The sequence below is a fragment of the Paludisphaera soli genome (assembly GCF_011064595.1).
Taxonomy (GTDB): domain Bacteria; phylum Planctomycetota; class Planctomycetia; order Isosphaerales; family Isosphaeraceae; genus Paludisphaera; species Paludisphaera soli.
In genome coordinates this window covers 26,015-38,718 of record NZ_JAALJI010000019.1, presented here as the reverse complement: position 1 = coordinate 38,718, position 12,704 = coordinate 26,015, and the positions used below count along the sequence as shown (strand labels likewise).

Here is a 12,704-nt window from a genome sequence, read left to right as displayed (position 1 = left end):
GTGCGGGGCAGGGAGGCGGCGCCATGACGGGCGGAGGCGGGGATGACGTCGGCCGGACACGAGGGTGAGCGCGCGGGGCCTGACGCCTCGGGAGGATCGCGGGAGGTGCCGGAGGCGGGCTCGCGGGCCGACCGCGAGCGGCTGCGGATCACCCTGGCCAGCATCGGCGACGGCGTGGTCAGCACCGACGCCGAGGGCCGGGTGACCTACCTGAACCCGGCCGCCGAGGGGCTGACCGGCTGGACGACCGCCGAGGCGGCGGGCCGCCCGCTGGTCGAGGTCTTCCGGATCGTCAACCAGCACACCCGGGCCGAGGTCGAGAACCCGGCGATCCGCGCCCTCCGCGAGGGGAAGGTCGTCGGCCTGGCCAATCACACGGTCCTGATCGCCCGCGACGGGACCGAGCGGCCGATCGACGACAGCGCCGCGCCGATGTTCGACGAGGCCGGCGCGGCGATCGGGGCCGTCCTGGTCTTTCGGGACGTCAGCGAGCGGCGCGATGCGCACGCGGCTCAGGCGCGGCTGGCGGCGATCGTGGAGTCCTCGGACGACGCGATCGTGAGCAAGGACCTGGACGGCGTGGTGCGTTCCTGGAACGCCGGCGCGGAGCGGCTGTTCGGCTGGAGCCGCGAGGAGGCGGTGGGCCGGCCGCTGGCGTCGCTCATCATCCCTCCCGAGCGGATGGGCGAGGAGGAGTTCATCCTCTCCAAGCTGCGGCGCGGGGAGCGGGTCGAGCCGTTCGAGACCGTCCGGATGCGGAAGGACGGGAGCCGGGTGGAGATCGCGGCGACCATGTCGCCGGTGTTCGACGACGGGGGCCGGGTGGTGGCCGCCTCCAAGATCGCGCGGGACGTCTCGGCCGCGAAGGCCGCCGAGCGCGCCCTGCGGGCGAGCGAGGGGCGGCTGCGCTTCCTGGTGGACCTGGCGACGGCCTCGCAGGAGGCGACCGACCCGGGCGAGATCCCGGCCGTCGCCGCGAGGCTGCTGGCCGAGCACCTGGGGGCCGACCGCTGCGCCTACGCCGAGGTCGAGGACGAGTCGGTCTTCGTGATCACCGGCGACCACGCGCGGGGGGTCCCCAGCATCGTGGGCCGCTGGCCGCTGGCCGCCTTCGGGGCCGCCCTGGAGCGGCGGATGGCGGCCAACGAGCCGTTCGTCCTGGAGGACTCCGAGGTCGACGCCGAGGCGGGGGAGGACCGCGAGGCCTACCGGGCGACGCGGATCCGGGCGGTGGTCTGCGTGCCGCTGCACAAGGAGGGCCGGCTGATCGCCGCGATGGCCGTCCACCAGGCCTCCCCACGGCGCTGGACCGACGAGGAGGTCGCCCTCTTGCGCACGGTCGTCGACCGCTGCTGGGAGTCGCTGGAGCGGGCCCGGGTCACGCGCGAGCTGAAGGCGAGCGAGGCGCGGTACCGGGCGATGGTCGAGACCACGCCCGACTGCGTCAAGCTCGTCGACGCGTCGGGGCGGGTGCTCCAGATGAACCCGGCGGGGCTGGCGATGGTCGAGGCCGAGGCCGGCGAGGTCGTCGGCCGCCCGATCGGCGAGTCGATCGCGCCCGAGCATCGCGAGGCCTTCGCCGCCTTCATCGCGCGGGTCTGCCGGGGCGAGCGCGGGACGCTCGAATACGAGATGATCGGCCGGCGCGGCACCCGCCGCCACATGGAGTCCTCGGCCGGGCCGATGCCCGCGCCCGGGGGCAGGTTCCACATGCTGGCCGTCTCGCGCGACGTCTCGGAGCGGGCCGCCGCGGCGCGGGCCCTGGCCGAGAGCCGGTCGCGGCTGGACTACGCCGTGCGGCTCTCCGGCGTCGGCTTCTGGTACTGCGACCTCCCCTCGTTCGACATGACCTGGGACGAGCGGGTCAAGCAGCATTTCCACCTCCCCGCCTCGTCCCGGCCGACGCTCGACGACTTCTACGCGCGGATCCACCCCGAGGACCGCGAGCCGACGCGTCGGGGGATCGAGTCCTCGATCGGCGGGCGGGTCGGCTACGACGTCCACTACCGGACGGTCGAGCCGACCACCGGCGACATGAAGTGGATCCGGGCGATCGGCGGCGCGTCGTACGCCCCCGACGGGACGCCGATCCGGTTCGACGGCGTGACCGTGGACGTGAGCGCCCAGAAGCGCGACGAGGAGCGGCAGGCGCGGCTGCTCCTCCGCGAGCGGGAGCGATCGCGGCTCTTGCGGCGGATGGCCGACGCGGCGCTGGCGATCCACGCCGCCGGATCGCTCGAGGGCGTGCTCCGGGCGATGGTCGAGCAGACGAGGGGCGTCGTCGGCGCCCACCAGGCGGTCAGCAGCCTGACCGTCGGCGACGACTGGGCCCAGGCGATCACGACCGTCTCGATGTCCGACAAGTACGCCCGATGGCGCGACTTCGCGGTCGAGCCGACCGGCGCGGGGATCTACGCCCGGGTCGCCCGGTCGGGCCGGCCGATGCGATTGACCCAGGCCGAGCTGGAGGCCCACCCCGGCTGGCGGAACTTCAGCGGCCACGCCGCCGAGCACCCGCCGATGCGGGGCTGGCTCGCCGCCCCGCTCGTCGGCCGCGACGGCCGCAGCCTCGGCCTGCTGCAGCTCTCCGACAAGGAGGAGGGGGACTTCACCGAGCTGGACGAGGCGGTGATCGTCCAGCTCGCCCACGTCGCCGCGGTGGCCGTCGAGAACGCCCGCCTCTACGCCGAGCTTCGCGAGGAGGACCGCCGCAAGGTCGAGTTCCTGGCCCTCCTGGCGCACGAGCTGCGCAACCCGCTGGCCCCGCTCCGCAACGGCCTGCAGCTCATGCGCCAGGCCGAGGTCCCGGCCCCCGTGGCCTGGGCGCGCGACATGATGTCGCGGCAGCTGGGCCACATGGTCCGGCTGATCGACGACCTGCTGGACGTCTCGCGGATCAACCAGAACAAGCTGGAGCTGCGGCGCGGGCCGGTGACCCTGGACGAGGTGGTCGCCGCCGCCGTCGAGACGGCCAGGCCGCTGATCGACGCCTCGGGGCACGAGCTGGCCGTCGACCTCGCCGCCGGCCCGGTCCGGCTCGACGCCGACGTGACCCGGCTCGCCCAGGTCTTCGGCAACCTGCTGACCAACTCGGCCAAGTACACCCCCCGGGGGGGGCGGATCCGGCTCTCGTCGCGTCGCGAGGGGACCGAGGTGGTCGTCGAGGTCGGCGACGACGGCCTCGGCATCCCGCCGGAGGCGCTCCCCCGGCTGTTCGACATGTTCTCGCAGGTCGACCGCGGCGACGAGCGCATGGCCGGGGGCCTGGGCATCGGCCTGGCCCTGGTGAGGGGCCTCGTCGAGATGCACGGCGGCACGGTCGCCGCCGCCAGCGAGGGCCCCGGCCTCGGCAGCACGTTCACCGTCCGCCTCCCCGTCCCGGCCGAGGCCGAGGCTGCCGCGAGCGAGGAACCTCACCCCGACGCCGGCCCGGCGATAGGCCGGCTCCGCATCCTGGTCGTCGACGACAGCCGCGACTCGGCCGCCTCGATGGCCGAGATCCTCAAGCTCCTGGGGAGCCGCGTCCGGGTGGCCCACGACGGCCTGGAGGCCGTCGCCGCCGCCGAGGACTTCCGCCCCGACGTCATCCTGATGGACGTCGGCATGCCCCGGCTCAACGGCTACGACGCCACCCGCCGGATCCGCGAGGCCCCCTGGGGCCGCGGGATCCTCGTCGTCGCCCTCACCGGCTGGGGCCAGCAGGCCGACCGCGACCTCTCCCGCGCCGCCGGCTGCGACGCCCACCTCGTCAAGCCCGTCGACTTCGCCGACCTCGAACGCCTCCTGGCCGAACTCGCCCCCCGGGGCTGAGGCCTGCTCACTCGGGCGAGGCCGGCGCGGGGCGGGCCCCCGCCCGGCTCAGCTCGACCGCCAGGTCGCGCAGGACGTGGACCGGCTGATAGATCTCCGAGCCCCCCTCCAGGTTCGCGGTCAGCACCCACTGCACTTCCTGCAAGGTCCGGGGCGGGACGACGCCGGGATGCAAGGCCCCCGCTTCGAGCAGCTCGCGCAGCGTCGCCCGCGCCCGGCCTCGCTCCCAGCCTTCCATCTCCACCAGGGCCAGCGTCGCCAGGCAGCGCGTCGCGAGGTCGTCCGACCGCGACGCCTTCTCCAGCTCCGGCGAGGCGGGGCCGGCCGCATCGGAGAGGACGAGCAGGGACGCGGCCGCGGCGCGGCGGGCGGGCGCGTCGTCGGACCCGAGCAGGCTGGCCAGGAGGCCCACGCCGCGGGCCTGCGTCTCGGGGCTCATCCGTTTGAGCAGGTCGGCCGGGGCGGTGGGGTCGGGATCGTTCGGGACGCCGCCGGGATCGGCGAGGCGGTGGACGACCGGGACGGTCAGGAGGTCCAGGACGCCTTGCCGCAGAGCCTCGGACTCGCTCGCCTCGACCCGTGCCAGGCAACGGGCTGCGCCGAAGCGGACGTCCGGGTCGGGGTCGCCCAGCGCGGCTCTCAGCGCGGCGGCCTGCGAGGCGGCCTCGGGCCCGAAGCGGGCCAGGGCGTCGGCCGCCCGCCGCCGAACCTCCGCGTCGTCGTCGCGGATCGCGGCGCCCAGGGCCGGGATCGCCGCCGCCGGCAGGGGGATCACGAGCCCGAGGGCCCAGGAGGCGCGGCGACGGACGGCGGGGTCGCCGTCCCGCAGGGCCTCGACCAGCCTCGGGATCGCGGGATCGCCGGCCTTACTCAGAGCGCGGGCGGCGGGCAGGCCGACCCGGGGGTCGGGGTTCCGCATCTCGGCCGCGAGGCCGCGGGCCCGCCACGAAGGCCCCCAGCGAGAATCCACCTCGCGGACGGCCAGGCCCAGGACCGCCAGCCCCGCGACCGCCAGGGTGGACCAGAAGAGCGGCCCGAAAGGACGCCTGCGACGGGGGTGGTTCATCGGCGGCTCGGCTCCAGGGGGTGTTCGTCTCGGGACGCGTCCTCTCCTCGCGAAGGCCCGGCGAGACCGCCGCCGGCGAACCGGCCTCAGGCCGTCGCGCGGAACGCCTTGACGATCGCGGCGTATTTCGAGGCCAGGTCGCGGATGCGGGCGAAGTCGCCGGCGGCGACGGCCTTGGGCTCGACGAGCGAGCCGCCGACGCCCAGGCAGCACGCGCCGGCCTTCAGGAACGCATCGGCCGTGGCCAGGTCGACGCCGCCGGTGGGCATGAGCCGGACCTGGGGCAGGGGCCCGCGCACGGCTTTCAGGAACGGGGGGCCGCCGATCTCGGCCGGGAAGACCTTCACCACGTCGGCCCCGGCCTCCCAGGCGGCGAGGATCTCGGTGGGGGTGAACGCGCCGGGCATCACCGCCTTGTCGTAGCGGCGGGCCAGGCGGATCACCTCAAGGTTCACGGTCGGGCTGACGAGGTATTCGGCCCCGGCGAGGATCGCCGCCCGGGCGGTCTCGGGGTCGAGCACCGTGCCGGCGCCCAGGACCACGGCGTCGCCCAGGGCGCGGCGGGCGTCGCGGATCACGTCCAGGGCGTCGGGGACGGTGAAGGTGATCTCGGCCGCCGTCACGCCGCCGTCGGCCAGGGCCTCGACGACCTTCACCAGGGACTCGCCCGACTCCGCCCGGACGACCGCCACGATGCCGCCTTCGAGGATCCGCCTGAGGTTCTTCTCGCGACTCATTTCAGCATGCTTTCCTGTTTACCGGGGAGGAACCGCTCCAGCAGCGCCGCCAGCTCGGGGGCGCTGGGGATTTCCTTGAACCAGAGGATCGGGCCGGGGAGCTTCTCCAGCGCGTCCTCGTCGACCTTCAACTTCTCGGAAACGACCATCACGAACCGGGGGGGCCCCAGGCGCGGGAGCTGGTCCAGCAGGCGGTCGAGCGTGGCCTTCTTCCAGAAGCCGACGACCTCGACGAACACGTCCACGCCGGTCTTCCTGTGCACGGCGCGATAGTCCGGGACCCAGACCCCCTCGCGGCCGAGTTCGACGATCTCGGTGGTCTCGGTCAGGTCCCAGGCGGGGGCGACCTGGCGGAAGCGTTCGGCGAAGGCGGGGACCTCGGGCGGGACGTAGACGCCCGTGTCGGCCGTGTGCGACACCAGGCCGACGTTGGCGTCGACGTGGAAGCTGCGGGGCTCGCGCTTCGGCCCCCAGCGCAGCTCGGCGTCGAGGCGGAAATCGTGGCAGCGGAGCAGCGTGGGGAGGAAGAGCGCCATCTGGAGGCCGTACCGCGTCGTCGCGCTGAACAGGCTCAGGGGGCCGTCGATGTGGAACGTGTAGCCCTCGCGCATCGAGCCGGTCACGCGGTAGAGGAGCCGGTGGAACTTGAGCTGGCGGAAGAGCTGGCGATACCGCGCGGGGGTCTCGCCCCGGACCTCGACCATCACCCGGACCGACCGCAGAAGGACCGCCTGAGCGAGCGCCGTGTTGTAGCGGTCGACCAGCCGCTGGGCGGTCATGTCCTGAAACGAGAGCATCCGGTTTTCGTCGCGGAGGTCGGCGAAGAGGCCGTCGATCAGGGTCTTCGGCTCGACCTTCAGCTCCTGGGCCACGGCCTCCAGGACCTCGTCGCGGCGGAAGGGGGGGCGGGGGCCTCGGCCGGCCTCGGGCAGCGGGTTGCCGTCGTGGGGGTGGGCCTGGGCGAGGGCCTTGCGGTGGGCGGCGGCGGCGGTGAAGACCTTCTCGCGGATGACGTCGGGAGGGACGTCGGCGACGACCTCGAACTCGGCGCCGTCCTCCAGGACCTTCGCCAGGCCGCGATGCACGAGCGTCGCCTTGCCGCCGCCGCCGAACAGCTCGTCGATCTCCCCCTCGATCTCGCCCCGGGTCATGCCGACCCCCTCGCGGAAGATCGCCAGCAGGCTCTCGGCGGCCTCCAGCCACTGCGCGCTCTCGCGGTTCAGGTAGAGCGGCAGGACCCGCTCCTTGCTGGTCCTCACCCGCACCAGGTCGCCGGTCAGCATCGGGGGGCCCCCTCGGGCTCGCCTCGCGCCGGTCGGCCCGGCGCGGGGGCGACTCGGGACGAGCGGCGCGGGGCGCGGCCTGGCTCGCCGGGTCGGCTGGGTTCGTCCACTTCGTCCTCGCTTCGTCCGGCCCGCCGGGCCGTTCCGGGTTGTCTTCGCTCCGCGCCGCACGGGGATCCATCTTACCCGATCGCGGGCCCGGAAGTGGTGCGATCCGCCGGTCCTCCGACCGCTTGCCTGTAGCGATTCGCCCGCCCGCTCGTGTAAAACCACGGTCGAGGGATGGCGGGCGATCCGCCGAGCAACTCCTCCACCCGATCCGACGGCAGGCCAAGGCGCCGCGCGTCGAGGTCGAGCGGCTCGGAAGGGCGGGCGACGGGCCGTCCCCGGTCCAGGCGAGAGCCCGAGGCCCAGCCCGAACGACCGGGCCGGAATCCTGGGCTTCCCCCGGTCGCCGCCCGGCACTGGCGGGGGACGTGGCCCGTTCACGATCGGTTCCTCGAGAAGGGCGAGACGGGCCGTGGCCCGGGCGCGGCCGTGGGTGGATTTCCATGAGCGCGCCGGCCTACTTCCGAGACGCGGCCGATTATCACGACTGGTGGTTCTTCTCCGGCACGGCCCTGGCCGCCGCGAGCCCGGGCGATACGTTCAAGATGCTCCACGCGCAGCTGTCCGAGGCCGGCGCGAACACGGTGATCGCGGTCCGATTCCTGGACGAGAACGACCGGGGGATCGACCCGCAGCTCTGGCGGAGGGCGTTCGTCTACGGGCACGTGGGCTTGCAGGTCTCGCTGACCTTGCGGGCCCTCGAAGCGATCGGGGCGTCCGGGATCGTCCGGGACCTTCGATCGTCTCCCGCCCGGCCCTCCCTCCTCTCTCAGGCCCAGGAGATCGTGCGGGACGGCAACCACGACCCCGGGGAGGTGGCGAGGATCATCCAGGGGCTGCGCGAGGACGTCGCCGTCGGGGTCTCGCACGTCCTGGGGGGCGGCCCCGGCGGGCCCCCGGAGGCCGGCCCGCAGTCCCGGCCGTTCGACGGGGTCGAGACCCGCGAGGAGGTCGGGCGCCTGATCGACGCGTACGTCGCGGCCCACCAGGACGACCTGGCCCGCGACGTCGAGAAACACGGCGACCCTCGCAAGAGTCCCGACTTCGACCCCCGACTCGCCGAAGAAGACCGGGCGCGACGGATCAAACGCTCGAATCATCTGAGATATCAGCGCGACGCGATCGGCGGCCTCCACGAACAACTCGACAGGCTCAACGCCCTTGCGGCGAAGGAGCCGCCCGAGTCCCCCAGACTCAACAAGGCGTTGCGGAAGGTCCTGGCCGAGTACGAAGGCTTCGCCGGCAAGCCTCCCGAAGACCTGACGCCCGAGGTCCGGGCGTGGCTCCGCGAGGTCGAGCGGTTTCGCGACGCCCACCCCGAGGCGCTCCATCCCAAGCCGTGCCGCGATGAGCGCGTGAACGCCCGGCTCGCCGCGATCGGGCCTTTCGAAGTCTCGTACGACCGCGACACCCCCTCCATCTGGTGGGACGAGCCGGCCGGCCTGACCTGCGACTGGACCGACATCCAGTTGGGCTTCAGGGTCGTCCTCGAGAAGCGAGCCGACCCGTCGCGCGTGGCCTCGGCCCTCGACGCGTTGTGCGACGAATGCGGCCGACTCCGGGCACGCTGGCCCGAACTTCGTCCCGGCCTGGAGCGGCACGTCCTCGACGTCTTACGCGGCGTGGCCTCCCATTCCCTCCCCGCCGACGAACGCGCGGAGTACGAGGACGACGGCGGCGAGCTCTCCGCGGGGAAGTTGCTGGGGGCCGTCGAGGGTGGGGCGATCGTGCTGACGCGTCATGACGACAGGCCGGTCCACGCGGAGATCCATTTCGGCGTGCCCTGGGACGAAGGACGCGGGTTCGAGGTCCAGTTCGACGCGGACGGCGAGATCCTCTCCTGGCCCTGAGCCCCCCTCCTGGGCCGGCCGAACCCGAGAAGGGCGCCCGCGCGATCGGGTTTGCGTCGCGGTCGATCGCGGGAGGAGGAGCTGCGATCCGACGCGGCGACCGGGGGCCGCCGCCGGCTACATGATCGGCCGGGCCCGCTCCGCGTCGGGCGCGGAGGCGTAGTCGACGCCGCGGGGGTCGCGCTGCTGGAGGGAGAAGGCGGCGAGGTCCCCCTCGGGGTGCCTGACGTAGCGGTCGACCGGCACCATCCCCAGCCGGACCAGGACCCCTCGGGGGTGGTCGGCGTGGACCGGCTGCTCGTCGAAGGCGTCCTTGATGGCCTCGTCCATCGCCAGGCCCTGGAGGGCGGACGCGGCGGACAGGATGGGCAGGCCGCCCCAGAGATCGCCGAGGATGGCTCGCGACGGCCGGGGGGCGACCGGGCCGGGCAGGTTGATCTGGCGGATCCGGGTGCAGGACTCGTGGTCGGAGAGCCTCCCGAGCAGCTCCATGCCGACGAATTCGGCCGCCCCGCGCCCCGAGTGCTCGAACTCCTCGGCGAAGTGGATCAGGTTCTCGCAGGTCGTGTGGTCGATGACCGTCACGCCCTCCTGGAAGTGCAGGAAGAGCCGATCCGCCTGGCGGGGGATCGCGGCCAGCGCGCGGTTGACCGGCAGCGAGTTGAAGCAGACGAGCGGCCCGTCGAAGCGGACGTGGTACGAGCCCCCCTCGACGGAAGCCCCGGCCACCGGGCTGCGGAATAAGGCGGCCAGGTGCCCGGGGGCCTTCGCGATCGCCTCGAAGGGCCCCTCGCCCCGAGCGGCGAACGCCAGGTTCAAGGCCAGCTTGGCGACGATCCCCACGCCGATCCCGATCAGCAGGTCGGTCAGGAGGGTGGCGACCACCGTGATCGTGAAAAGGCCGAGCTGCTCGCGGCCGATGCGGCCGACGTGCCGCCACACGGCCGGCTCGCTCATCTTGTATCCGGTGTGGATCAGGATCGCCGCCAGCGCCGCCAGGGGGATCATGCCGATCAGCGGCCTCGCGACGAACAGGAAGAAGAGGAGGAAGAGGGCGTTGTAGAAGTTCGCCCACAGCGTCCGCCCGCCGCCGACGATGCAGGCCTTGCTCTTCACCCCGCCCGGGATGATCGTCAGGCCGCCGGCCAGGCTCGACGCGATGTTCAATGCCCCCATTGAGAAGAGGACCCGGTTCGGGCTCGACTTCCTCCGGAACGGGTCGATCTTGTCGATCGCCTGGGCGGTCGCCAGCGACTCCACCCCGTCGACCATCGTCAACGTCACGACGGCGGCCAGGGCCGCGCCCCAGAGGGCCGGATCGCCGAACAGGCCGGTGAAGTTCGGCAGGACGATCCCGTGCCCGAGGATCTGGTCGGGCAGGTGGATCAGCGCGCCGTCCCCGAGGCCCAGCGCCCGGCCGAGGACGATGCCCAGCACGACGACCGTCAGCTGGGGGGGGATCTTCCGGAGCGACCCGGCGCGCCGCGAGCCGAGCGCGAACAGCAGCGCCAGGCACACCACGCCCAGCCCGAAGACCCGGGGCTGCATGTGCCGGAAGGCCGCCGGAGTCTCGGCGAAGTACTCGAAGAACTCGTGCGCGTGGTACTTGGCGCCCAGGAAGTTCGGGAGCTGCTTGGCGATGATCATCAGGCCGATCGAGGCCAGCATCCCCTCCACCACCGCCGCCGGGAAGATCGCGCTGAAGCGGGCCGCCTTGAGGGCGCTGAGCACGATCTGGATGACGCCGACGATCGAGATCACGACCAGGAGCAGGGGATATCCGGTCGCCAGGTCGCCCCGCCCCAGGGTCAGCATCGCGGCGAGCAGCACGGGCGCCAGCCCGGCCGCCGGCCCGCTGATCGTCACGTACGACCCGCCCAGGAAGGGGAGCAGCAGCCCGGCGATGATCGCCGAGAACAGGCCCGCGATCGGCGGGGCCCCCGACGCCACCGCGATCCCCAGCGACAGCGGCAGCGAGATCAGGGAGACCAGCAGGCCCGCCGTCATGTCGTGCCGCCAGTGCTTCAGCCCCGCCACGCCGTTGGCCGGCTTCTCCTGCGCCTGCGTCGGGGAGTGCCCCGTCCCCTCGCCTTCCGCCGCCTTGAGCCCCTCGGACCCGCTCATCGTCGCCCCCTGCGGCGCATCGCCCTGATGGGGCGCCTGCGCGTCGTCTTCGCCGCGTGTGCGGCGCGCAAGCGGCCGCCGGCCGAATGGGGGGGTTAGAGATCGTCTAACGACCGCGACATCGCGGCGGGTGAGTCCAGCAGACGACTTTCCGACGTCGCTGTCAAGGGCGTCGACCGGCCGTCAATCGCCGTCGTAGGCGCTGTGCTGCCGCCGACGGTTGGACGTGTATTCCTCGACGGTGCCCCGGGTGACGACTTCGTAGAGCACGGCCTGCTTGTCGCCCGACTTGCGGAGGATGCGGCCCAGGCGCTGGACGTGCTCGCGGACGGAGCCGGAGCCGCTCAGGATGATGGCGACGTTGGCCTCCGGGACGTTCACCCCCTCGTTCAGCACCTTGCTCGTCGCCACGATCGGGTAGGCGCCCGAGTTGAACCGCAGGAGGATCTCCCGGCGTTCCTTGGTCTTGGTCTGGTGGGTGATGACCGGGACGAGGAACCGGCGGGCGATGGTGTAGACGGTGGCGTTGTCGTGGGTGAAGATCAGCACGCGGTCCTGGTTGTGGCGGTCGAGCAGCCGGTCCAGCAGCTTGAGCTTGGCGGGGGCGGCCAGGGCCAGCTCGCGCTGGCGGCGGTAGGCGTGGAAAGCCTCGCGGCCCTCGGGGGATCGGAATGCCAGGAACAGGAACCGGCTCCAGCCGTCGGGCCGGCGCATGTCGATCCCCGAGCCGCTGATGAACGCCCGATAGCACTCGCGGGCGTTCTCGTAGATGAGCCGCTCCTCGTCGCTCAGGGCGACGAACAGCGGGATGGTCTGGTACTCGGCGAGGAACCGCCCCCGGAGCTGGGTGATCTCGCGACGGTAGACGATCGGACCGATCAATTGATCCAGGTGCGTGTGCGCGTTGTCGGCACGCTCCGGGGTGGCGGTCAGCCCCAGCCGGAACGGCGCGATCGAGGCGACGGCCGAGAGCCCGTAGGTCGCCCCCGGCAGGTGGTGGCACTCGTCGAAGACCAGCAGGCCGAAGCGGTCGCCCAGCCGCTCCATGTTGATGTAGGCCGAATCATAGGTGGTGACGGTGATGGGCTGGACGTCGTTGTAGCCGCCGCCGAGCAGGCCGACCTCGACGCCGAAGCTCATCGTCAGCTCGTCGTACCACTGATTCATGAGGTCGATGGTCGGGGTGACGATAAGTGTGGGCCGACCGGCCTTCTCGATCGCCATGTTCGCCAGGTGGGTCTTGCCCGTGCCCGTGGGCAGGACGACGACCCCGCGCCCGCCGGCCTTCCACCAGGCGTCCAGCCCCTCGACCTGGTGCGGGAACGCCTCCTTCGCAACCTGGATCTTCCAGGGCGTCTGCGTCGGCCCGTAGCCCCGGGCCTCGTCGTTATAGGCGACCTTCCTGGCGCGCAGGTGCTCGACCAGTGGGCGATACCAGATCGCCTCGGCGCGGTGGAGCTTCGTCCGGGGGTCGTAGCGGAGGCCGGGGAGGCCGGACCCGTCGTGTTCGGGCAACCCCTCGACGACCACCGTGCCCCGGTCGAAGGCCAGCCGCAAGGGGGCCGTCTCGCCCTTTTCCGCGTTCGCCCCGCCCTCGCTCATGAACCGGCCGCTCCGATCCGATCCGCCCCGACCGCCGCCCCACGCCGCTGACTATTTATCCAGTGTACCCGACCGATCCCCGGCCGACGAGTCCGCCCCCTTGGCCGCCCGCCGCCGGCGGGGA

At 72.9% G+C, this 12,704-nt stretch carries 7 protein-coding genes; 2 read left to right on the top strand and 5 right to left on the bottom strand.

All coding sequences use genetic code 11. From position 1 onward, the window contains the following. The first annotated feature begins 105 nt into the window (after positions 1-105). Positions 106-3,810, top strand: coding sequence for a PAS domain S-box protein (locus tag G6O68_RS21225; RefSeq protein WP_165250656.1), 3,705 nt, complete (start codon positions 106-108; stop codon positions 3,808-3,810). 7 nt (positions 3,811-3,817) lie between these two features. Here G6O68_RS21225 and G6O68_RS21220 read toward each other — a convergent pair whose 3' ends face one another. The 3 genes from G6O68_RS21220 to G6O68_RS21210 all read right to left on the bottom strand — a co-directional run bounded on the left by G6O68_RS21220 (position 3,818) and on the right by G6O68_RS21210 (position 6,896). Further along, positions 3,818-4,876 (bottom strand): HEAT repeat domain-containing protein, encoded by a 1,059-nt coding sequence (locus tag G6O68_RS21220; RefSeq protein WP_165250655.1) that lies wholly within the window; start codon positions 4,874-4,876, stop codon positions 3,818-3,820. An 86-nt stretch (positions 4,877-4,962) separates the two neighbouring features. Continuing rightward, positions 4,963-5,613, bottom strand: a complete 651-nt coding sequence (locus G6O68_RS21215) for a bifunctional 4-hydroxy-2-oxoglutarate aldolase/2-dehydro-3-deoxy-phosphogluconate aldolase (protein WP_165250654.1) — start codon at positions 5,611-5,613, stop codon at positions 4,963-4,965. Beyond that, positions 5,610-6,896 (bottom strand): DUF790 family protein, encoded by a 1,287-nt coding sequence (locus tag G6O68_RS21210; RefSeq protein ID WP_165250653.1) that lies wholly within the window; start codon positions 6,894-6,896, stop codon positions 5,610-5,612. The genes G6O68_RS21215 and G6O68_RS21210 overlap by 4 nt, the downstream gene beginning before the upstream one ends. 551 nt (positions 6,897-7,447) lie before the next feature. On the opposite strand from G6O68_RS21210, the gene G6O68_RS21205 reads away from it, so the two are divergent. Beyond that, entirely contained in the window at positions 7,448-8,854 is a 1,407-nt protein-coding gene (locus G6O68_RS21205; protein WP_165250652.1) for a hypothetical protein, read from the top strand. A 117-nt stretch (positions 8,855-8,971) separates the two neighbouring features. Here G6O68_RS21205 and G6O68_RS21200 read toward each other — a convergent pair whose 3' ends face one another. Together G6O68_RS21200 and G6O68_RS21195 are read right to left on the bottom strand one after the other, a co-directional pair. Beyond that, positions 8,972-10,978, bottom strand: a complete 2,007-nt coding sequence (locus G6O68_RS21200) for a SulP family inorganic anion transporter (RefSeq protein WP_165250651.1) — start codon at positions 10,976-10,978, stop codon at positions 8,972-8,974. Between the two features lie 183 nt (positions 10,979-11,161). After that, positions 11,162-12,580 carry a DEAD/DEAH box helicase family protein gene (locus G6O68_RS21195; RefSeq protein WP_165250650.1) on the bottom strand — a complete coding sequence of 473 codons (1,419 nt, stop codon included), beginning with the start codon at positions 12,578-12,580 and terminating at the stop codon, positions 11,162-11,164. Between the last annotated feature and the right edge of the window lie 124 nt (positions 12,581-12,704).

Coding starts and splice junctions, on each gene's coding strand:
- G6O68_RS21200 (WP_165250651.1), bottom strand. CDS start 10,978: ATGAGCGGGTCCGAGGGGCTCAAGGCGGCGGAAGGCGAGGGGACGGGG.
- G6O68_RS21205 (WP_165250652.1), top strand. CDS start 7,448: ATGAGCGCGCCGGCCTACTTCCGAGACGCGGCCGATTATCACGACTGG.
- G6O68_RS21215 (WP_165250654.1), bottom strand. CDS start 5,613: ATGAGTCGCGAGAAGAACCTCAGGCGGATCCTCGAAGGCGGCATCGTG.
- G6O68_RS21195 (WP_165250650.1), bottom strand. CDS start 12,580: ATGAGCGAGGGCGGGGCGAACGCGGAAAAGGGCGAGACGGCCCCCTTG.
- G6O68_RS21220 (WP_165250655.1), bottom strand. CDS start 4,876: ATGAACCACCCCCGTCGCAGGCGTCCTTTCGGGCCGCTCTTCTGGTCC.
- G6O68_RS21210 (WP_165250653.1), bottom strand. CDS start 6,896: ATGCTGACCGGCGACCTGGTGCGGGTGAGGACCAGCAAGGAGCGGGTC.